Raw genomic sequence first — 21632 nt, forward strand, 5'->3', positions numbered from 1 at the left:
AGCGACGTCGAACCAGGTGGAGAACAGGTGTTCCAGCTCGGCATCCAGCGTGGCAAGGCGCTTGTCGCCGCGCAGGTGCGGCAGCAGTTCGGCGCGCAGATCGACCAGGAAGCGCATGCCCTCGGGCGGCACCGAGAAGCGTTGCAGCAGCCGTGTGCGCGGCGACACCAGCGCGCGGCGCAACCGGATTTCGGCCTGCCCTGCCTCCGGGGAACCGGCCGCGGTCTCGTAGCCCTGGCCCGCGGCCTGGACCTTGGCCGCATCGGGGGCGAACTGCTCACTCATCAGCAGCCACCCATCGCGACGCTCCTCGGGTGCCGCCGCTGCGTACCAGTCGGCAAAGGCGGCCGCATGGCGGCCGCCTTCGACCTCGCTGGCATGCGGATCGGCCACGGCCTGCAGCATGGCCTGCACCTTGCGCAGGGCGCGGGGCGACATGGCCTCGCCGTCCCGGCGCCGCAGCGTGGCCTGCAGCCGCTCATGCGTGCTTCGCGGCCGCCGGCCGGCGGCCGCGGGGGCCTCGGGGGCAACGAGCAGTTCGCCCTGCAGGCGGGCCGCCGGGCGCAGGCGGGCAATCCAGTCAGTGGTGTTCATCGGGTACCTCCGTGCCGCCTGCCGCGCTACGGGCTGCCTTCATGGAAGCCGGGCGGGAACTCATGACGCAATCCTCGCGATCCTCTGCTGCCGGGCGACCTCGCGCAGGGCCTCGCGCTGGCGCGTGAGATGGGTGCGCATGGCGGCATCGGCCCCCTGTCCGTCGCGTGCCTTGATCGCGGCGAATATGGCCAGATGCTCGGCCAGGCTCTGCTCCAGCCGCCCTGGAGCATGCAGTTGCTGCAGCCGCGCGAGCTTCATGATCTTGCGCAGGTCGCCGATCACCTGGGCCAGCCAACGGTTGCCGGCCAGGGTGATGATGGCTTCGTGGATGGCCAGATTGGCCTCATAGTAGTCCTGGATGCGCTGCGCCTTGGCGTGGCGCTGCAGCCGTTCGTGCAGCACTTCCAGCACTGCGATGTCGGCGTCGGTGGCATGGCCGGCCGCCTCCTGCGCGCAGCGGCCCTCCAGCAGCGCGATCACGGGGAATATCTCGTCCAGGTCGCGCTCGGTCACCTCGTTGACGAAGCAGCCCCTGCGCGGCTCGTGCCGCAACAGCCCTTCGGCGGTGAGCACCTTCAAGGCCTCGCGCAGTGGCGTGCGCGAGATCGCCAGCCGCTCGCACAGCGCGGCCTCATCCAGAAAACTGCCTGGCGGAATCAGGCCGCCGAAGATCTGCTCGCGCAGCGTGGCGGCGACTTCGGCATGCAGGGATTTGGACACCACGCGCATCAACGGCCTCCAGCCCGGCCCCGGCCGCGCGTGCAATGGGGCTCCCCGCCCGGCACGCGGTGGACTGCCAGGTCCGTGAAGGCAGAAGCGCCATTATTTCCCATAATTATTGGTAATTATGGCGAGATCGCCGAGCTACGCAAGCGAGGGAGTGCCTGTATCACCTGCGGGCCGACGCGCCGGCCTGAGATGGCGAGGCGCAGCAGACGCCGCACGCGGCGCTTCCGCAGGGCGCGCCTTGGTTCAACTACGGCTGGAGTGCGTCCGTTCTACCCTGACCGCCGCGCGGCCTGCGGCTGCGCCAACCGAGCCACAGGCCCGCCACGATCATCGGCAGGCACAGCCACTGGCCCATGCTCATGCCCAGCGGCAGCAGCCCCAGGAAGCTGTCGGGCTCGCGGAAGAATTCGGCGATGAAGCGCAGGCTGCCATAGCCCACCAGGAAGGCCGCCGCCACCTGGCCCTGCCGGCGCTCCTTGCGCGCATAAAGCCACAGCAGCACGAACAGCAGCAGGCCCTCCAGCAGGAACTGGTAAATCTGCGATGGGTGCCGCGGCAGCATCGAACCGCTCTGCGGGAACACCATGCCCCAGGGCAGTGACGGGTCGCAGAAGCGGCCCCAAAGTTCGCCGTTGATGAAGTTGCCGACACGCCCGGCCGCCAGCCCGGTGGGCACGCAGGGTGCGACGAAGTCCGCCACCTCCAGCCAGGGCCGGCGGCGCGAATGCGCGAACCACAGCATGGATCCGATCACGCCCAGCAGGCCGCCATGGAAGCTCATGCCGCCCTGCCAGATGTAGAAGATCTCCAGCGGATGAGTGGCGTAGTAGCCGGGCTTGTAGAAGAAGCAGTAGCCCAGCCGCCCGCCCAGCACGACGCCTGCCACTCCGAGAAACAGGATGTCCTCCACGTCCTTGCGGGTCCAGGCGCGGCCCTCGGGCATCGAGGCATAGGGTTGGTGCCGCAGCCGCAGGTTGCCCAGGAACAGGAACAGTGCGAAACCCGCCAGGTAGGTCAGGCCGTACCAGTGGATGGCCAGCGGCCCGAGTTGCAGGGCGATGGGATTGATCTGCGGATACATGAGCATTCGCAGATTGTGCCCGCAGCATGTGGCCCTCCCCAGGCTTCGCTCAACTCGTGTCGCATCTCCCCTCAGGAGCAACACCGGCGGCGCGGCAAAGCCGGCTCCGCGGTGTTCCACAAAAAATCAATGCCTCAGCGCCCGAGCCTCCACCACAGCAGCGCCGCCACGGCCGCCGGCACCGCAAAGACCAGCAGGAAGATCGGCAATTCCTCGGCCACCGAGTACCCCGCCTTGAGGACCCCCACGGCCATGTTGATGCCGGCGCCCACGAACCAGGCCGGAATGAACCACTTGGCCGCAGTGGCCAGCGCGAGCGCGGAGCCGTCGCCCATGAGGCGCCCTGCCAGAAGAAACACCACCAGCAACGCGAAGCCGCCGCCCATCACCATGATCGTATGCATCTCGTCGCTCCTTCTGGCGCCATCTTGCCCGATCAGCGCGTGGTGTAGCCGCCGTTGGCGAAGATGGTCTGGCCGGTGATCCACCAGCCTTCGGTGACCAGGAAGCGCACGATGGGCGCGATGTCCTCGATGTCGGTCAGGCCCTTCTTCGAGAACTTGCTCAGCGCCGCGGCGCTGCTGTGGTAGGCGACGGCCTCCTGGCTTTCCTGCCCGTAGAAGAACGGCGTGTCCATGGGCCCGGGGCCGATGGCGTTGACCGAGATGCCGCGCTCGCCGAACTCCTTGGAGGCGGCGCGGGTGTAGTGCTCCACGGCCGCCTTCGAGGCCGGGTAGATCGCGTAGAACGGCGTGTAGGCCGCCAGCAGCGAGCTGACCAGCGTGACGATGCTGCCGCCGTCGGCCATGGTGCGGCCGGCCTGCTGGATGAAGAAGAAGGCTGCCTTGGCATTGGCGTCGAAGCTCTTGTCATAGTCGGCCTCGGTCACGTCGAGGATTGGCTTCTTGATGACCACGCCCGCGGTGTTGACGGCGATGTCGACCTGGCCGAAGTGCTTCACGGCCTGGTCGAACAGCTTCGCGTTGTTGCCGACCGCCGAGAGATCTCCCTGCACCAGCAGCGTGTCCGCGCCCTTGGCCTTGAGCTCGGCAGCGGTTTTTTCGGCATCGGCGCGCGAGGCGTCGCTGTTGTAGTGGACGGCGATACCGCGGGCTCCCCCGTCGACCAGCAGGTGGCCGATGAGAGCGCCCAGATTCTTGCCGCCGCCGGCAATGACGGCGACCTTGTTCTTGAGTGTGCGTGCGGACATTGGAGTGACCCCTCGTGTTGACGGTTTACGGAAGCCTTGACTCTATTGATTGCCAGCACACAGATAAATCAATCATTCAAGGCTAGACTGTTCGAAAATCCAAAAACAATGGACCGTATCGACCTCCTCCAGGTTTTCGTGCGCGTGGCCGAAACCGGCAGCTTCACCCGCGCCGCCGACCGCCTGGGCCTGCCGCGCGCCACCGTCTCCACAGCCGTGCAGCAGTTGGAGACCCGCCTCGGCTCGCGCCTGCTGCACCGAACCACGCGCCGCGTCGGCCTCACGCCCGACGGCGAGGTGATGCTCGAGCGCGCGCGCGAACTGGTGGCCGACATGGAAGACATCGAGCAGCAGTTTCTGCCAGCCCACGGCCAGGTGAGCGGGCGGCTGAAAGTCGACCTGCCGAGCCGCATCGCGCGGCGGCTGATCGCGCCGGCGCTGCCGGGCTTCTTCGAGCGGCATCCGGGCATCGAGCTGGAACTGGGCTCCGGTGACCGCGCGATAGACTTGGTGCTCGAAGGCGTCGATTGCGCGCTGCGCGTGGGGCCGCTGGCCAGCAGCAGCCTGGTGGCGCGACCGCTCGGGCATTTCACGCTCATCAACTGCGCGAGCCCGGCCTACCTCGAACGCCACGGCACGCCGCGCACGACCGCCGATCTGCCGCGGCACACAGCCGTCAACTATGCATCGCCCAACAGCGGGCGCGCAGCACCGTGGGAGTGGAGTGACGACGGCAGGACCACGTCGCTGCGCATGCGCAGCCAGGTGTCGGCCAATAACGCCGACATCTACATCGCCTTCGCGCTGGCGGGCCTGGGCCTGATCCAGGTCCCGGCCTACGACGTTCGCGAGCACCTCGCAGCCGGTGAACTGCTCGAGGTGCTGCCCGAAGCACGTGCCGAGCCGCTGCCAGTGCATCTGGTGTACCCGCACCGGCGCAACCTGTCGCGCCGCGTGCAGGCCTTCGCCGCCTGGCTCGAAGCGCAACTGGCGGACTCGCTCGACCCACCATCAAGGCCCGGTCCCGCCCGCCTGCGCAAGGCGCGTCAGACGAACATGCAGCCGGAGCGGCGCTGAGGTCTACCTCACACGCCCGCTCATTCTTCCGTGGCGTTGCTCACCGCGCCGCGCTCCCGCACGAATGCGACAAAGCGCGCCAGCGACGGATCCGTGGCCTGCCCGGGCCACACCAGGCTGGTCTCACAGGCCGGCAGCGCCAGCGCACCGCGGCGCCGCGCCGCAGGAGCGAACGCTTCGGCGCGCCGGTACACGATGCCCGCACGCCGGAACTGCGTGACGCTCTCGGGGACCCAGGCCACGCCGATGCCGCCGGAGACCAGGTTGACGATGGTCTGCATCTGGATCGCCTCCTGCGCCAGTTGCGGCGCCCGCCCTGCCGCGTGGTAGAGGGCAAAGATCGCGTCGTGCAGCGACGGCACGATGCGGCGCGGGAAAATCACCAGCGGCTCGGCGAGCACCTCGGCCATGCGCAGCCTGGGCGCGTGCGCCAGCGCATGCCGCTCCGGCAGCGCAAGCACCAGCGGCTCTTGCGACACGGCGAGCCGTGCGAGCCCCGGCGGCGCCGCGCCGGGGGAGTGCAGCATCAGCCCGGCATCGATCTCGCCGCGCGCAAAGGCCTCTAGTTGGACGTCGCCGGTCGCCTCGACCAGTTCCAGCGCCACCTCGGGGCAGAGCACGCGAAACTCGCGCACCCAGGCCGGCAGCCGCTCGAAGCCGACCGTCGATACGAAGGCGATGCGCACCCGCCCCACCTGCCCCGCTGCCGCCGCACGGGCGCGCGCCGGCAGCGCCTGAGCGCGGGCCAGCAGGTCGCGCACGTCGGGCAGCAGCGCTTCGCCCGCCGGCGTGAGCGCCACGCGCCGCCGGGTGCGGTCGAACAGCATCACGCCCAGGGATTTTTCGAGTTGCGCGATGGCCTGCGTCACCGGCGGCTGCGTCATGTGCAGGCGTTGCGCGGCGCGGCCGAAGTGCAGTTCCTCGGCCACGGCCATGAACTGGCGCCAGGCGCGCAGGTCGATCAGGGCTTCATTCATATGCCAAGCATATCAATGCTTGCTTGAGAATGGATTGGAAGCAATCAATCAGAAGCCTGATACTTGGGCTGCTCCGATCCACCCCACGACCCCAAGAACCACCATGGACACCAAACCGATCAAGATCAACCGCCGCAGCGCCAACATCACCGAAGGCAAGTCGCGCGCGCCCAACCGCTCCATGTACTACGCCATGGGCTACCAGGAGGGCGACTTCAAGAAGCCCATGGTCGGCGTAGCCAACGGCCACAGCACCATCACGCCCTGCAACTCGGGCCTGCAGAAGCTGGCCGACGCGGCGATAGAGGGCATCGAGGAAGCCGGCGGCAATGCGCAGGTGTTCGGCACGCCCACCATCAGCGACGGCATGGCCATGGGTACCGAAGGCATGAAGTACAGCCTGGTAAGCCGTGAGGTCATCAGCGATTGCGTGGAAACCAGCGTGCAGGGACAGTGGATGGACGGCGTGCTCGTCGTGGGCGGCTGCGACAAGAACATGCCCGGCGGCCTGATGGGCATGCTGCGCGCCAACGTGCCGGCGATCTATGTCTACGGCGGCACCATCCTGCCGGGCCGCTACAAGGGCCAGGACCTGAACATCGTCAGCGTGTTCGAGGCCGTGGGCCAGAACGCGGCCGGCAACCTGAGCGACGAGGACCTGCGCGAGATCGAGATGCGCGCCATACCCGGCACCGGCTCCTGCGGCGGCATGTACACCGCCAACACCATGTCCAGCGCCTTCGAGGCCCTGGGCATCAGCCTGCCCTACTCGTCCACCATGGCCAACCCGCATGACGAAAAGGCCAACTCGGCCAAGGAATCGGCCAGGGTGCTGATCGAGGCGATCAGGAAGGACATCAAGCCGCGCGACATCGTCACCAAGAAGGCCATCGAGAACGCCGTGGCCGTGATCATGGCTACCGGCGGCTCGACCAATGCGGTGCTGCACTTCCTGGCCATTGCGCACGCGGCGGGCGTGGAATGGTCCATCGATGACTTCGAGCGCATCCGCAAGAAGACGCCAGTGCTGTGCGACCTGAAGCCTTCTGGCAAGTATCTGGCGGTGGACCTGCACCAGGCCGGCGGCATTCCGCAGGTCATGAAGGTGCTGCTCAACGCCGGCCTGCTGCGTGGCGACTGCATCACCATCACCGGCCAGACCATCGCCGAAGTGCTCAAGGACGTGCCGGACGCACCGCGTGCCGACCAGGACGTGATCCGCCCGATCGACAAGCCGATGTACGCCGAAGGCCACCTTGCCATCCTCAAGGGCAACCTCTCGCCCGAAGGCGCCGTGGCCAAGATCACCGGCCTGAAGAACCCGGTCATCACAGGCCCGGCGCGCGTCTTCGACGACGAGCAGTCGGCGCTCAAGGCCATTCTGGACGGCAGGATCAAGGCCGGCGACGTGATGGTGCTGCGCTACCTCGGCCCCAAGGGCGGCCCGGGCATGCCGGAAATGCTGGCACCCACGGGCGCGCTGATCGGCGCCGGCCTGGGCGAGAGCGTGGGCCTGATCACCGACGGCCGCTTCTCCGGCGGCACCTGGGGCATGGTGGTGGGCCACGTCGCGCCCGAGGCCGCGGCCGGCGGCACCATCGCCTTCGTCAACGAGGGCGACTCGATCACCATCGACGCGCACCAGCTCAAGCTGGAGCTGAACGTGCCCGAGGCCGAGATCGCCAGGCGCCGTGAAGGCTGGACACCCCCTCCACCGCGCTACACGCGCGGCGTGCAGGCCAAGTTCGCGTTCAACGCGGCCAGCGCCAGCAAGGGCGCCGTGCTGGACAACTACTGACGCGGCCGGCGGGCGCCACGCCATGCGCGTCTTGCTGGTGGAGGACGACCCCGCGCTGCGTCTCGGCGTGGCGCGCGCGCTGCAGGCCGAGGGCTGGCAGGTCGATGCGGTCACGGATGGCGAATTCGCGCTGGCCGCGACCGCCACCGAGCAGTACGACGCTGCCGTGCTGGACCTGGGCCTGCCGCGGCGCGGCGGCTTCGAGGTGCTGCGCCACTGGCGCACCCACGGCCAGGACCTGGCGGTGCTGATCCTTACCGCCAGTGACGAGCTGCCCAACCGGCTGCGCGGCCTCAATGAGGGCGCGGACGACTACCTGCCCAAGCCTTTCGAACCGGAAGAGCTGATCGCCCGCCTGCGCGCCATCACGCGACGGCGGCGCGGCAACAGCAGCAACCTGTTGGTGGTCGGAGCCTTGAGCTTCAACACCGACAGCCGCGAACTGCGCTGCCGGGAGGAACGCCTGCCGCTCAGCCCGCGCGAGGCGGCGCTGGTCGAACTGCTGATGGCCTCGCCCGGCACGGCCGTGCCCAAGAGCCGCATCATCTCGGCCATGTCGAGCTGGGAGTCCAACTTCAGCGCCAATGCGGTGGAGATCTACATCCTGAAGCTGCGGCGCAAGCTTGCCGTGGCCGGCGTCACTATCGTGACGGTCCGCGGCGTGGGCTACGCGCTGGAGGCGCAATGACCTCGCTGCGCTGGCCGGCGCGCAGCCTCTGGCGACAACTGCTCACCCCCCTGCTGTCGCTCTGGGTGGCCTCGGCGCTGCTGGCCACGGGAGCGGCCTACTGGCTGGCGGGCCGCACCACCAACACGTCGTTCGACCGCCTGCTGACCGACGACGCGCGGGCCCTGGCGGCCCAACTGCGCTGGACCCAGGGGCGTGCCAGTTCGCTGGCCGACGAGGAAACCGCCGACTCGCTGGTCTTCGACTCGCTGGCCCGCTCCCATTACCTGGTGCGCACCGAGGCCGGCCGCACGCTGGTGGGCAACCTGGCCATGGACCTGCCTCAGCAGACCTTGGCCACAAGCACCGGGACGCCGCAACTCTTCGACCTGCGCACCGGCGGCAGCGTGCTGCGCGCCGTGGCCCTGCGGCTTGCGCCCACCCCCGCCGACGAGCCGGTATGGGTCATCGTGGCCGAATCCAAGGCGGCGCGCGAGCATGTGTCGCGCGAGATTGCGCTGGCCATCTTCATGCCGGCGGCGCTGGTGGGCTTCGTCATCGTTCCGCTGTTCTACCTGGGCATACGCCATGGCCTGGCGCAGACGCGCCGCATCAGCGCCGAAGTGGCTCAGCACGGGCTGCACGATCTGTCGCCGCTACCCACGGAGGACGTGCCGGCCGAACTGCGCGATCTGGTGCAGCACACCAACGAACTGGTGCTGCGCCTGAAGGCGGCCATCGACGAGCAGCGCCGCTTCGTGGCCGACGCCGCCCACCAATTGCAGACCCCGGTGGCCGGCATACGCCTGCTGGTGGGCGACATGCGCCGCATCCAGCGCGCCGACCCCGGGCAGCCCGCCGACGCCCAGGTGCTGGCCCAGCTCGACGAGGTGGCAGGTCGCGCCGCGCGCCTGGTACGCCAGTTGCTGGCCTTTGCCCGGGCCGAGAACGCCGCAGCGGTGGAAGACCAGGTGTTCGACTGCGCCGCCATGCTGGCCGAGGTCGGCGCTCGCTGGCAAGGCCCGGCCCTGGCCGCACACAAGCAGTTGCAACTGCCTGGCGCGGACGGGCGCGCGGCGGCCCCGCCAGCCCTGGTACGCGGCTCCCCCACCCTGCTCGGCGAGGTGCTGTCCAACCTGATCGACAACGCGCTGCGCTACGGCGGGCCGAACGTCGCGCTCGACCTGGCAGTGGAGCAGGACGAGGTCCGCATCAGCGTGTGCGACGACGGGCCGGCACTCGATGCCGATACGCTGCAACGCATGTTCCTGCCCTTCTGGCGCGGCGCCCACGGGCAGCCAGAAGGTTCGGGGCTGGGCCTCTCTATTGCCCAGCGGGTGGTGCAGAGCATGGGCGGCAGCCTTTCGGCCCGCAGCTCAAGCGGCGGCGTCGCGGGCACCCGCATCGACATCCGGCTGCCCTTAAAGGAAACGAAAAGCTTGCCTGCATAGACTGCCCCGAGCACGTTGCCACAGGTGTGCAGCGCAATCACGGGGAAGTGCAGGGATGGCAAGGTTTTCATCGAGAACGCGGGCACGGCGGGGCGCAGTGGTGCTTTCGGCAGTGGTGCTCGCGCTGGCCGCCGGCGGCGCCTGGTATTTCGACAGCAGGCCGCAGGCGGCCACGGCCCCGGCGCTCGCCACACCCAGCGGCACCGGCAAGGTGGCACCGGAGACGGTACGCGTTGGCACCGCCCAGACGGCGGCTCTGGACGTGGGGCCGGCGGGCGAGCAGCAGTTCGCCAACGTGCGCCAGACCATCGGCAACATCGACTTCAACCAGGACCGCACCGTTCCCGTGTACACCGCCTACCAGGGACGCATCGCGCGCGTACTGGTCAAGGCCGGCGACGACGTCAAGGCTGGCCAGACGCTCTACACGGTCAACGTGCCGGACATCGCCCAGGCGGCGTCAAGCCTGATCTCGACTGCTGGCGCCCTGCGTGCGGCCGACGAGACGCTGCGGCGCGCCAAGGTGCTGGCGCAGGACAACAGCATCCCGCAGAAGGAACTGCAGCAGAACCAGGCGGACCAGCAGGCCGCCGACGCGGCGTATCGCACGGCGCGCAAGAGCCTGCAGTTGTTCGGCCTGACCGATGCTGACGTGGCACGCATCGAGCGCGAGCACAGCGTCGACGTCGAAATGCCGGTGAAGAGCCCGATCGCCGGCCGCGTGACGGCGCGCGTCGCGCAGGTCGGCTTGCTGGTGCAGCCCGGTACCGCACCGGCGCCGGTCACCGTGGCGGACATGCGCACGCTCTGGATGGAGGCCAATGTGCCGGAGTCCGAGTTCTCGCTCTACCGCATCGGCCAGCAGGTCAGCGTGCGGGTGCAGGCGTGGCCCGACAAGACCTTCACCGGCCGCGTCTCGTACGTGGGCGACAGCGTGGACGCCAGCACCCGCCGGCTGATCGTGCGGGCCGAGGTGAACGACCCCGCCCACCAGCTGCGCCCACAGATGCTGGCGGACTTCAGCATCGCCCTTTCCGCGCCGCAGACCGGCGTGGCGGTGCCGGCCGCGGCCGTGGTGCGCGAGAGCAATGGCATGAACGCGGTGTGGGTGGCGGATGCCGAGGACACGCAGGGGCAGCGCTTCGTACGCCGCGAGGTCGTCATCGGCCGCAGCGAAGGCGGCCGGGTCCAGATCACGCAAGGGCTGAAGGCCGGTGAACGCCTGGCGCGCAGGAATGCCCTGTTCCTGAGCAACCTGTACGAAACCGACGCGCAGTAGCGCCAGACCAGGAGCCTGCCCGTGTTTCGTCCCCTGCTGGCCTTCGTGCTGTCGCGAAGGCCCATCGTCCTGCTCGGCCTGCTGGCCTTTCTTGCGCTGGGCGTGCTCGCCTTTCTCAAGCTCAATGTGGAGGCCTACCCCAATCCTGCGCCCGTGATCCTGGAAATCACGGCCCAGGCTCCCGGCCTGTCCGCCGAGGAAATGGAGCGCTACTACACCCGGCCGATGGAAGTCGGGCTGGCCACCACGCCGGGCGTGGACAACATCCGCTCGACCTCGTTCTACGGCCTGTCCTTCGTGCGCGTGACCTTCAAGTACGACACGGACTACTACTTCGCGCTGACCCAGGTGGCCAACAACCTGCAGGCCAACGTCAGCCTGCCCAATGGCGTGCAGCCGCAGATCCAGGCCTCCAGCCTGGTGGGCGAGATCCTGCGCTACCAGGTCAAGGGCCCTTCGAGCTACAGCCTCACCGAGCTGCGCTCGCTGCAGGACTGGGTGATCCAACGCCGCCTGCTCACCGTCCCCGGCGTGGTGCAGGTGGTCACCTGGGGCGGCACCACCAAGGAGTACCACGTCGAGGCCGATCCGAAGCTGCTCGAATCGCACGGGGTGACGCTGCAGCAACTGGTCTCGTCCATCGGCAACGCCAACCTCAACGTCGGCGGCCGGGCCGTGAGCGTGGGCGACCAGTCGGTCAACATCCGCGGCCTGGGCCTGGTGGAGAAGCTGGAGGACATCGGCAACATCGTCGTCGGGCAGCAGAACGGGCTGCCCACGCAGGTCAAGGACGTGGCGCGCATCGTGGAAGGCACGATGCCGCGCCTGGGTGAAGCCGGCCGCGATGCCGAGCACGACGTGGTGACCGGCGTGGTCATCATGAACCGCACGCTGCATACCAACGACGTGATCGGGCGCGTCAAGACGGCCGTGGAGAAGCTCAATTCCGACGGCAGCCTGCCGCCGGGCGTGAAGCTGGAGCCCTACTACGACCGCGCGGTGCTGGTGGGCGTCACCACCCACACCGTGCTGCACAACCTGATCTTCGGCTGCGTGCTGGTGTTCCTGATCCAGTGGATATTCCTCGGCGACCTGCGCAGCGCGGTCATCGTGAGCGTGAACATTCCGTTCGCGCTGTTCTTCAGCATCATGATGCTGGTGCTGACGAATGAGTCGGCGAACCTGCTGTCGCTGGGGGCGGTGGACTTCGGCATCATCGTGGACTCGGCGGTGATCCTGGTCGAGAACATCTTCCGCAACTTCCAGCAGCCCTCCGCGCAGCGGGCGATGGCGCTGCGCGCGATGTCGCACGGCCCCGACGGCCTGCGCACCGACCCGGCCATGGGCTGGACGGCGCGGCTGCGCATGATCTACCTGAGCGCGATCCAGGTCGACAGCTCGGTGCTGTTCTCCACCTGCATCACCATCGCCGCGTTCACGCCGCTGTTCGCCATGCAGGGCGTGGAAGGCCAGATCTTCGGCCCGATGGCACGCACCTACGGCTATGCGCTGGGGGGCGCGCTGCTGGCCACCTTCACCATCACGCCAGTGCTGGCCAGCTACCTGCTGCCGCGCAAGGTCGAGGAGAAGGAAACCCTCTTCGTGCGCGCCATCCACCGCGTCTACAAGCCGGCGCTGCACTGGGTGCTGGCCCACACGCGCCTGGTCATCGTCATCGGCTGCGTGGCGCTGCTGGGCGGCGCGGTGCTCGGCAGCCGGCTGGGAAGCGAATTCCTGCCCGCGCTCGAGGAAGGCAACCTCTGGATCCGGGCCTCGATGCCGCCCACCATCTCGCTCGAAGCCGGCAGCGAGAAGGTCAACCGCATGCGCGAGCTGATCAAGGAGTACCCCGAGGTCATCACCATCGTGTCGCAGCACGGCCGGCCCGACGACGGCAGCGATGCCTCGGGCTTCAACAACGTGGAGCTGTTCGCGCCGCTCAAGCCGTTCGACCAGTGGCGCCCGGGCATGACCAAGGACCGGCTCGTCAGCGAGCTGCAGGCCAAGTTCGAGACCGAATTCCCGGGCGTGGGCTTCAACTTCTCGCAGTACATCCAGGACAACGTGCAGGAGGGGCTGTCCGGCGTGAAGGGCGCCAACTCGGTGAAGATCATCGGCCCGGATCTGCCCACGCTGGAGCACCTGGCCGACCAGGTGGTGGACGTCATGGCCAAGGTCGATGGCGTGGCCGACCTCGGCGTGTTCCACGTCCTGGGGCAGCCCAACCTGAACGTCCACATCGACCGTGCCCGCGCCGCACGCTACGGGCTGAACACCGGCGACATCGCCACGGCGATCCAGACCGCGATGGGCGGCGTCAGCGCCACCACGGTGCTGGAGGGCGACCGCCAGTACGGCCTGACGGTGCGCTTCCAGGGTGAGCAGCGCTCGTCGCTGGACGCGGTCAAAGCGCTGCGCGTGGGCTATGCGACCAACGGGGGCGGCACGTCCTTCATTCCGCTGACGGACGTAGCCACCATCTCGCTGGATACCGGCGCCACCTACATCTACCGCGAGAGCAACGAGCGCTTCATTCCGATCAAGTTCAGCGCGCGCGGCCGCGACCTGGGCGGCACCGTGTCCGAAGTGCAGCGCAGGGTGGCCGCCGAAGTCAAGCTGCCACAGGGCTATCGCATCCTCTATGCCGGTGAGTTCGAGGCGCTGCAGCAGGCCAAGGCGCGGATGATGATCGCGATCCCGATCGCCGTGGCGCTGGTGCTGGTGCTGCTGTACGCGCTTTTCAGCAACTTCACCTACAGCCTGCTGACGCTGGCGGCGGTGCCCTTCACCGTGCTGGGCGGCGTGCTGGCACTGTCCGTCACCGGCCAGGTGCTGAGCATTTCGGCGGTCATCGGCTTCATCTCGCTGCTGGGGGTGTCCGTGATGGACGGCATCCTGATCCTGAGCTACTTCAAGCAACTGCGGCTGCAGGGCCGCAGCGACCTGCAGGCGGTGAGCGAGGCCTACGAGCACCGCATGCGGCCGCTGCTGATGACGGCCCTGTCGGCCTGCATAGGGCTGTTCCCCGCGGCCATGTCGCACAGCATCGGCAGCGAGGTGCAGCGGCCACTGGCCACGGTGGTGGTGGGCGGCATGCTGATCGGCCCCCTCTTCCTGCTGCTGGTGGTGCCGGCTCTGCGGCTGGCGGTGCTGCGCCGGGTCAAGCTCACCAGGCGGCGCATCGGTTTGGGAGGCAAGCGTGGTTGATCGACATCTGCCGGACAGGCGCATCTTCATCGGCTTCATCGCGCTGGCCGTCGGCGGCTGCGCGGTCGGCCCCGACTATGTGAAGCCCGCGGTACCGACTCCGGCCGCCCTTACGCGCGAACCGCTGGCCACGGCCGGCAGCGGCGGCCCGGTGGCACGGGACTGGTGGAAGGCTTTCGGCTCGCCCACGCTGGACGCCATGGTGGCCCAGGCGCTGGCCCGCAGCCCCACCATCGAGGCGGCGCAGGCTACGCTGAAGGCCGCGCGCGAGAACGTGATCGCCCAGCGCGGCTTCTTCTTTCCCAGCCTATCGGCCGGCTACAACGCGAGCCGCCAGAAGGTCGGGGATTCGCTGTCGCCACCGCTGAATTCGGGCGCCACGCTCTACAACTACCACACGGCACAGCTCAACATCAGCTACGCGCCCGACGTTTTCGGCGCCAACCGCCGCCAGGTCGAGGGCCTGCAGGCGGCCGAGGAAGGCCAGCGCCTCCAGTTGGAGGCCGCGCGCCTGACACTCGCCAGCAACCTGGTGGCCGCAGCCCTGCAGGCGGCCATGCTGGCCGAGCAGAGCGCGCTGCTCGGCCAGGCCGTCGCCACCACGCAGGAGCAGTTGCGCTACATGCGCAAGCTGCAGCGCAACGGCTATGCCAGCGGGCTGGAGGTCGCCACGCAGGAGAACCTGCTGATCCAGATGCAGCAGCAGTTGCCCCCGCTGCAGAAGCAGCTGGAGCAGACGCGCAACCTGATCGCCGTCCTGGGCGGCCAGACGCCCGACACGCCGCTGCCTGCGATGGCGCTGTCCTCCGTCCGCCTGCCGCAGTTGCCCACCGCCGTGGCCTCCGACCTGGTGGCGCAGCGGCCCGACGTGCGCGCAGCCGAGACCCAGGTGCAGGCTGCCAGCGCGGCCATTGGCGTAGCCAAGGCCGCCCGGCTGCCGCAGTTGTCCATCACCGCGGCCCTGGGCGGCGGTGCCACCGCCTTCTCGCAGATGTTCGCCGCCGGCAACGGCACCTGGGCGCTCGCACTGGGCCTGCTGCAGCCAATCTTCTCGGGGGGCACGCTGTCGGCGCGGCAGCGCGCGGCAGAGGCCGAGCTGCAGGCCGCCGCGGCACAGTACCGCGGCACGGTGCTCGGCGCGTTCCAGAATGTGGCCGACACGCTCTATGCGCTGGACATCGACACGCGCTCGCTGCGCATGGCCGAGGCCAGCGAGGCAGCGACCCGCACCAGCTTCGAGCTGACCCAGTTGCAGTTGCGCCAGGGCTACAGTTCGCAGCCTTCGGTGCTGGCGGCGCAGCAGGCCTGGCTGCAGGCGCAGGCCGCGCGCGTGGCCGCCTACGGCACACTGCTGGGCGACACCGTCGCGCTGTACCAGGCCCTGGGCGGCGGCGTGCTGGCGTCCGAAGGCTAGCGCTTGCGGCCCTGCCCCTGGCCCAGAGCGGCCCGGCTCTTGTCGATGCGGTCCTGCTTGCGGCGGGCCATCCTGTCCATTTCGCGCCGCTTGGTCAGGCCCGAGCCGTCGGCCCAGGCCCACCAGGCCGCGGCGAGCGCGAAGGGTGCGAGCACGATCCACCATGACCAATGGGCGACCGGGCCGTAGGCCAGCCACTTCAGCAGCAGCAGGATGATTCCGAGTCCCAGAAAGTACATGGCGGCCCTCACTACAATTCTGCCCAGACTGTACTCCAGCGCCTCCACCATGCATCGCCTGCTGCCGACCACCGCTCTCACCGCCCTGCTGCTGGCCGGCGCACTGCCGGCCCACGCCGACGAGGCGCTGGCCAAGGCCCGCAACTGCATGGCCTGCCATTCGGTGGAGCGCAAGGTGGTGGGCCCGGGCTTCAAGGCCGTGGCGCAGAAGTACGCGGGCCAGAACGTGACCGATCAGCTCGCCCAGAAGATCATGAAGGGCGGCGCGGGCGTCTGGGGCCCGGTGCCCATGCCCGCCAACGCGCAGGTCAGCGACGCCGAGGCCAGGAAGCTCGCGGCCTGGATCCTCGGCCTGCGCTAGCGCTATCGCTATCGCAGCGGCGGTTCGGCTTCGAAAGCCGGCGCCGCCCTGACAGCGGCTCCGCGTTCCAGCCGATCCTTCAACTGCCCCATGTAGGCAGCGGTGCTGTTGTCGGACTGCTCCACCCGGGCCGCCAGCCGGGTTTCCAGCGCGGCGATGCGCTCGAGGAAAGCCTCGCGGCCCAGGCGCGCGTCCAGTTCTGCCTGCTGGAGCTTGGCGTCGAGATAGCTGCGCAACTCGGTGAAACGCGATGCCTCGGCGTTGTCGGCCAGTTCGCGCTGGGCCTGCAGTTCCTTGGTATGGCGGCGCGTTTCGACCAGCACCGAGCCTTGCAGATAGACCACGTAGGCGACGAAGAACACCGCCAGCAGCACGGTCAGCCCGAGCATGATCAGCCCGAGCGGCGCCTGCACGACCGTGACCCCGAAGGACACCGCCGTCGGAGCGGCCAGCGTGCCCCAGTTGAGCGCGGCCAGCGCGGCAATGGCGAGTGCGATGACGAGAAGCAGAACGGTACGGATCATGGCGGAGCAAGCGTAAGAAGTGAAAGGCACGGCCGGTGGCAGCCGCGGCGCTGGCCGTTTTTACCGCAAAGGGCCGCGCCCGTAGGCGGCACACGCCCAATTGCCGATGCCGTCCTACACGTGCGCCTGCCTTGGGAAATTCAAGTGAAAAGCGCCTGAAGCCCAGGTGAAGCCTTGGCTTTTAGCTACACAATTAATAGCATCCAGCCTGCGGCTGTCCTGGATCAGTTGGTCTGCGCCAACTGCTCCAGGATGGCTGAGTTCTGTGGCCACGTCACATTGCTTCGCAATATGAGTGGCCCCGAATCCATCCACGTCGCTGCGCGCCGCCAGCCTGCGGCTGTCCTGGATCAGTTGGTCTGCGCCAACTGCTCCAGGATGGCTGGATTCTCCAGTGTGGAGGTGTCCTGTGTGATCGTCTCGCCCTTGGCGATGCTGCGCAGCAGGCGCCGCATGATCTTGCCGCTGCGGGTCTTGGGCAGGTTGTCGCCGAAGCGGATGTCCTTGGGCTTGGCGATCGGGCCGATCTCCTTGGCCACCCAGTCGCGCAGCTCCTTGGCGATGGCCTTGGCCTCCTCGCCGGTAGGGCGCGAACGCTTGAGCACGACGAAGGCGCAGATCGCCTCGCCGGTCAGGTCATCCGGGCGGCCGACCACGGCGGCCTCGGCCACCAGGTCGGTCTTGGCGACCAGGGCCGACTCGATCTCCATGGTGCCCATGCGGTGGCCCGAGACATTGAGCACGTCGTCGATGCGGCCGGTGATGCGGAAGTAGCCGCGGTCTGCGCTGCGCACCGCGCCGTCGCCGGCCAGGTAGATGCTGCCGCCCATTTCCTCGGGGAAATAGCTCTTCTTGAAGCGCTCGGGGTCGTTCCAGATGGTGCGCACCATGGACGGCCAGGGCCGCTTGATGACCAGGATGCCGCCGGTGCCGTTCTCGATGTCCTTGCCGGCTTCGTCGACGATGGCGGCCATGATGCCCGGCAGCGGCAGCGTGCAGGAGCCCGGCACCAGCGGCGTGGCGCCCGGCAGCGGCGTGATGACGTGGCCGCCGGTTTCGGTCTGCCAGAAGGTGTCGACGATGGGGCAGCGCTCGCCGCCGACATTGCGGTGGTACCACATCCAGGCTTCCGGGTTGATTGGTTCGCCGACGCTGCCCAGGATGCGCAGGGACGACAGATCCGAGCGCTTGGGGTGCACCTTCTCGTCGGCCTCCGCCGCCTTGATCAGCGAGCGGATGGCCGTGGGCGCGGTGTAGAAGATGCTGACCTTGTGCCGCTCGATCATCTGCCAGAAGCGGCCCGCGTCCGGGTAGGTCGGTACGCCTTCGAACACCACCTGCGTGGCGCCGGCCGCCAGCGGGCCGTAGGCGACATAGGTGTGGCCGGTGATCCAGCCGATGTCGGCGGTGCACCAGAAGACGTCCTCGGGGCGCAGGTCGAAGGTCCAGTCCATGGTGACCCTGGCCCACAGCAGGTAGCCGCCGGTGCTGTGCTGCACGCCCTTGGGCTTGCCGGTGGAGCCCGAGGTGTAGAGGATGAACAGCGGGTGCTCGGCGCCGACCGGCTGCGGCGCGCACTCGGCGCTCTGGCCGGCCAGGGCCTCGGTGAAGCTGAGGTCGCGGCCCGCCACGCGCTCCCACGCGTTCTGGGTGCGCTCGTAGACCAGCACGGTGCGGACCGATTCGCAGCCGCCCATGGCAATGGCCTCGTCGACGATGGACTTCAGCGGCAGCGCCTTGCCGCCGCGCATCTGGTGGTTGGCGGTGATGACCGCCACCGCGCCCGCGTCGATGATGCGCTCCTGCACCGCCTTGGCCGAGAAGCCGCCGAACACCACGCTGTGCGTGGCGCCGATGCGGGCGCAGGCCTGCATCGCCACCACGCCCTCGATGGTCATGGGCATGTAGATGATGACCCGGTCGCCCTTGCCGATGCCTCGCGCCTTCAGGGCATTGGCGAAGCGACACACCCGCTCGAGCAGCTCGCGGTAGCTGACGCGGGTGACGGCACCGTCGTCGGCCTCGAAGACGATGGCGGTCTTGTGCTCGACCGGCGTGCCCATGTGGCGGTCCAGGCAGTTGGCCGAGGCATTGAGCTCGCCGTCGTCGAACCACTTGAAGAAGGGCGGCGTGCTTTCGTCCAGTACGCGGGTGAAGGGTTTGCTCCAGACCAGGTTCTCGCGGGCCAGGCGGGCCCAGAAGCCCTCGAAGTCGCGCTGCGCCTCTGCGCACAGGGCTTCGTAGGCCGGCATGCCGGAGATGCGCGCCCCGCGCATGGCGGCATCGAACGGCGGGAACACGCGGTTCTCGACCAGCACGGATTCAATGGAAGACGCGGCGCTCATGATGGAAGTCTCCTGGGAAAGTCTTGGCGAAAACGGCGCTGGGGCAACGCTGAACAAGTCCTAATGTGGTCGCAGGCACTTACAAGCCACTGACTGGGCTCGACTCTACAATGCCGCTTTTCCCCACTGGCCTCCCCATGTCCGACCCTACCGAGCGCAAGTCACCGCGGCTGCGTCCGCTGCCCAACCTGATCTTCGCCAGCCGCTGGCTCCAGTTGCCGCTGTACCTGGGCCTGATCGTGGCACAGGCCGTGTACGTGGTGCATTTTCTGGTGGAACTGCTGCACCTGGTGGAGGCCGCCTTCGGCAGCACCACCGCGCTGCAGGCGCTGGTGAGCAGCATAGGCTACAAGACCTCGGCACCGGTGACGGCGCTCAACGAGACGGTGATCATGCTGGTGGTGCTGGCGCTGATCGACGTGGTGATGATCTCCAACCTGCTCATCATGGTGATCGTCGGCGGCTACGAGACCTTCGTGAGCCGCATGAACCTGGAAGGCCACCGCGACCAGCCCGAATGGCTGAGCCACGTGAACGCCTCGGTGCTCAAGGTCAAGCTGGCCACCGCGATCATCGGCATCAGCTCGATCCACCTGCTCAAGACCTTCATCAACGCCGACAACTACACCGACCGCGTGCTGATCGCCCAGACCGCGATCCACATCGCCTTCCTGCTGTCGGCCATGGCCATTGCCCTGACCGACCGGCTGATGTCGTCGCCGTCGAAAGAGCACTGACGCCTTTGCGCCGGGGCCGGCTCAGCGCCCGACCATATTGCCCGGCACCACCCACTGGTCGAACTGCTCGCCGGTCACATGGCCGGAGGCCACGGCCGCCTCGCGCAGGCTGGTGCCCTCCTTGTGGGCCTTCTTGGCGATGGCGGCGGCCTTGTCGTAGCCGATGTGGGTGTTGAGCGCGGTCACCAGCATCAGCGAGCGCTCGACCAGTTCGGTGATGCGCTCGCGGTTGGGCTCGATGCCCACGGCGCAGTGCTCGTTGAAGCTCACGATGCCGTCGGCCAGCAGCCGCACGCTCTGCAGGAAGTTGTGCGCCACCATCGGGCGGAAGACGTTGAGCTCGAAGTTGCCCGAGGCGCCGCCGAAGTTGATCGCCACGTCGTTGCCGAACACCTGCGCGGCCAGCATCGTGACGGCTTCGCTCTGCGTCGGGTTGACCTTGCCGGGCATGATGGACGAGCCGGGCTCGTTCTCGGGAATGCTCAGCTCGCCGATGCCGCTGCGCGGGCCGCTGGCGAGCCAGCGCACGTCGTTGGCGATCTTCATCATGCCGGCGGCCAGCGTCTTGAGCGCGCCGTGCGCGAACACCAGCCCGTCGACCGAGGCCAGCGCCTCGAACTTGTTCGGCGCGGTGACGAAGGGCAGGCCGGTAATCCGGGCGATCTCGGCGGCCACGCGTTCTGCATAGCCCTTGGGCGCGTTCAGGCCGGTGCCCACCGCCGTGCCGCCCAGCGCCAGTTCGTAGAGATGCGGCAGCGCGTCGCGCACGTGCCGCTCGCCATGCGCCAGTTGCGCCACCCAGCCGGAGAACTCCTGGCCCAGGGTCAGCGGCGTGGCGTCCTGCAGGTGAGTGCGGCCGATCTTCACGATGTCGGCGAAGTCCGCGGACTTCTGCTCCAGCGTGGCACGCAGCTTTGCGATGGCCGGCAGCAGCCTGTGCGTGATGGCCTCGACGGCGGCCACGTGCATGGCGGTGGGGAACACGTCGTTGCTCGACTGGCTGCGGTTGACGTCGTCGTTCGGGTGCACCAGGCGGCCTTCGCCGCGCTCGCCGCCAAGCAGTTCGCTCGCGCGGTTGGCCAGCACTTCGTTGACGTTCATGTTGGTCTGCGTGCCCGAGCCGGTCTGCCAGACTACGAGCGGGAACTCGCCCGCATGCTGGCCGGCGATGACCTCGTCCGCGGCGGCCACGATGGCGTCGGTCTTCTTCTGGTCCTGCAGGCCCAATGCGTGGTTCACCACCGCCGACGCGCGCTTGACCTGGGCCAGCGCCTTGATGATCTCGCGCGGCTGCTGCTCGCCGGAGATGTCGAAGTTCTGCAGCGAGCGCTGCGTCTGCGCGCCCCAGAGCCGGTCGGCTGGGACTTCGATGGGGCCGAAAGTATCGCGTTCTGTACGTGTGCTCATGGTCGGGTCAGTGGCAGGTAAGGGGTCGAGCGGCTCCGCATGGGGGCGCCGCAGCGGGAGCGCTCAGCCCGCCAGCATAACCCCAGACAAAAACCGTTCTCATCCAGAGCGGGTCCTGGTGGTTAAACTCCGGCCCGCTTCTCGGTTGCAGAGCTGGGCAGAGGGGGGCACGCCTCCCTTTCTCCTTTCTCTTACGTACCCATCACGGCGTGAATCCGTCATCCATTTACCGCCGTACCACTCGCCTTGACACCCGACCCAACCTTTCTCGCCTCCCAACATAACCCTTGGGGCGTCGCCGCGTCGATGCGGATCGCCGTCCTCGCCTCCTATGTCACGCTGGACCTGACCCGCCGGATACAGGGCTGAGCCTGATCTGGTGAAGAGAGTTGGGAAAACCAACCCCGAACTGACCTTGCCCTCGAAAAACGTATCCCTTGCTGAGTGTTTCAATACAAGCAAGGAAGACGTAAATGAGGAAGACGACGAGAGCGCGCTACACGCTCGAATTCAAGCAAGAGGCGGTGCGGCT

The 21632-nt window shown here is 68.2% G+C and carries 19 protein-coding genes; 9 read left to right on the plus strand and 10 right to left on the minus strand.

Annotated features, from left to right (window positions below):
- The 5 genes from JHD63_RS16295 to JHD63_RS16315 form a co-directional block, all read right to left on the minus strand.
- Nucleotides 1-594: malonyl-CoA decarboxylase N-terminal domain-containing protein (locus JHD63_RS16295; RefSeq protein WP_198971858.1), on the minus strand; the 594-nt coding region annotated here is incomplete at its 3' end.
- A 60-nt stretch (nucleotides 595-654) separates the two neighbouring features.
- Complete coding sequence (locus tag JHD63_RS16300; protein WP_198971859.1) at nucleotides 655-1326, minus strand: GntR family transcriptional regulator; 672 nt, start codon at nucleotides 1324-1326, stop codon at nucleotides 655-657.
- A gap of 247 nt (nucleotides 1327-1573) precedes the next feature.
- Complete coding sequence (gene lgt, locus JHD63_RS16305) at nucleotides 1574-2413, minus strand: prolipoprotein diacylglyceryl transferase (RefSeq protein WP_198971860.1); 840 nt, start codon at nucleotides 2411-2413, stop codon at nucleotides 1574-1576.
- A 128-nt stretch (nucleotides 2414-2541) separates the two neighbouring features.
- On the minus strand, nucleotides 2542-2811 hold the full coding sequence (locus JHD63_RS16310) for a hypothetical protein (protein WP_198971861.1): 270 nt from the start codon (nucleotides 2809-2811) through the stop codon (nucleotides 2542-2544).
- Between the two features lie 32 nt (nucleotides 2812-2843).
- Nucleotides 2844-3617, minus strand: a complete 774-nt coding sequence (locus JHD63_RS16315; protein ID WP_198971862.1) for an SDR family oxidoreductase — start codon at nucleotides 3615-3617, stop codon at nucleotides 2844-2846.
- Between the two features lie 108 nt (nucleotides 3618-3725).
- On the opposite strand from JHD63_RS16315, the gene JHD63_RS16320 reads away from it, so the two are divergent.
- Entirely contained in the window at nucleotides 3726-4694 is a 969-nt protein-coding gene (locus tag JHD63_RS16320; RefSeq protein ID WP_198971863.1) for a LysR family transcriptional regulator, read from the plus strand.
- 20 nt (nucleotides 4695-4714) lie between these two features.
- Here JHD63_RS16320 and JHD63_RS16325 read toward each other — a convergent pair whose 3' ends face one another.
- The gene (locus JHD63_RS16325) at nucleotides 4715-5671 is read right to left on the minus strand and encodes a LysR family transcriptional regulator (protein ID WP_198971864.1); all 957 of its coding nucleotides are present in this window, start codon (nucleotides 5669-5671) and stop codon (nucleotides 4715-4717) included.
- Between the two features lie 103 nt (nucleotides 5672-5774).
- Between JHD63_RS16325 and ilvD the strand changes: the two genes are divergently transcribed.
- The 6 genes from ilvD to JHD63_RS16355 all read left to right on the plus strand — a co-directional run bounded on the left by ilvD (nucleotide 5775) and on the right by JHD63_RS16355 (nucleotide 15487).
- Nucleotides 5775-7469 (plus strand): dihydroxy-acid dehydratase, encoded by a 1695-nt coding sequence (gene ilvD / locus JHD63_RS16330; RefSeq protein ID WP_198971865.1) that lies wholly within the window; start codon nucleotides 5775-5777, stop codon nucleotides 7467-7469.
- Between the two features lie 22 nt (nucleotides 7470-7491).
- Complete coding sequence (locus tag JHD63_RS16335) at nucleotides 7492-8157, plus strand: response regulator transcription factor (protein ID WP_198971866.1); 666 nt, start codon at nucleotides 7492-7494, stop codon at nucleotides 8155-8157.
- Entirely contained in the window at nucleotides 8154-9587 is a 1434-nt protein-coding gene (locus JHD63_RS16340) for a sensor histidine kinase (RefSeq protein WP_198971867.1), read from the plus strand. The genes JHD63_RS16335 and JHD63_RS16340 overlap by 4 nt, the downstream gene beginning before the upstream one ends.
- Before the next feature lie 97 nt (nucleotides 9588-9684).
- Entirely contained in the window at nucleotides 9685-10866 is a 1182-nt protein-coding gene (locus JHD63_RS16345; RefSeq protein ID WP_370590548.1) for an efflux RND transporter periplasmic adaptor subunit, read from the plus strand.
- A gap of 21 nt (nucleotides 10867-10887) precedes the next feature.
- Nucleotides 10888-14073, plus strand: a complete 3186-nt coding sequence (locus JHD63_RS16350; protein ID WP_198971869.1) for an efflux RND transporter permease subunit — start codon at nucleotides 10888-10890, stop codon at nucleotides 14071-14073.
- Nucleotides 14066-15487, plus strand: a complete 1422-nt coding sequence (locus JHD63_RS16355) for an efflux transporter outer membrane subunit (protein WP_370590549.1) — start codon at nucleotides 14066-14068, stop codon at nucleotides 15485-15487. Before JHD63_RS16350 ends, JHD63_RS16355 begins: the two co-directional genes overlap by 8 nt.
- Here the strand turns inward: JHD63_RS16355 and JHD63_RS16360 are convergent.
- Complete coding sequence (locus tag JHD63_RS16360; RefSeq protein WP_198971870.1) at nucleotides 15484-15726, minus strand: TIGR04438 family Trp-rich protein; 243 nt, start codon at nucleotides 15724-15726, stop codon at nucleotides 15484-15486. The genes JHD63_RS16355 and JHD63_RS16360 overlap by 4 nt on opposite strands.
- A gap of 49 nt (nucleotides 15727-15775) precedes the next feature.
- On the opposite strand from JHD63_RS16360, the gene JHD63_RS16365 reads away from it, so the two are divergent.
- A complete protein-coding gene (locus JHD63_RS16365) occupies nucleotides 15776-16087 on the plus strand; it encodes a c-type cytochrome (RefSeq protein ID WP_198971871.1) in 312 nt (103 codons plus the stop codon).
- Between the two features lie 8 nt (nucleotides 16088-16095).
- Here JHD63_RS16365 and JHD63_RS16370 read toward each other — a convergent pair whose 3' ends face one another.
- Nucleotides 16096-16611 carry a LapA family protein gene (locus tag JHD63_RS16370; RefSeq protein WP_198971872.1) on the minus strand — a complete coding sequence of 172 codons (516 nt, stop codon included), beginning with the start codon at nucleotides 16609-16611 and terminating at the stop codon, nucleotides 16096-16098.
- 350 nt (nucleotides 16612-16961) lie between these two features.
- Complete coding sequence (gene acs / locus JHD63_RS16375) at nucleotides 16962-18956, minus strand: acetate--CoA ligase (protein WP_198971873.1); 1995 nt, start codon at nucleotides 18954-18956, stop codon at nucleotides 16962-16964.
- Between the two features lie 137 nt (nucleotides 18957-19093).
- Between acs and JHD63_RS16380 the strand changes: the two genes are divergently transcribed.
- On the plus strand, nucleotides 19094-19693 hold the full coding sequence (locus JHD63_RS16380) for a YqhA family protein (protein WP_198971874.1): 600 nt from the start codon (nucleotides 19094-19096) through the stop codon (nucleotides 19691-19693).
- Between the two features lie 21 nt (nucleotides 19694-19714).
- Here the strand turns inward: JHD63_RS16380 and fumC are convergent, their stop codons facing one another.
- Nucleotides 19715-21100, minus strand: a complete 1386-nt coding sequence (fumC, locus tag JHD63_RS16385) for a class II fumarate hydratase (RefSeq protein WP_198971875.1) — start codon at nucleotides 21098-21100, stop codon at nucleotides 19715-19717.
- Between the last annotated feature and the right edge of the window lie 532 nt (nucleotides 21101-21632).

Origin of the sequence: Xylophilus sp. ASV27 (genome assembly GCF_016428875.1) — a bacterium.
Lineage (GTDB): Bacteria > Pseudomonadota > Gammaproteobacteria > Burkholderiales > Burkholderiaceae_C > Xylophilus.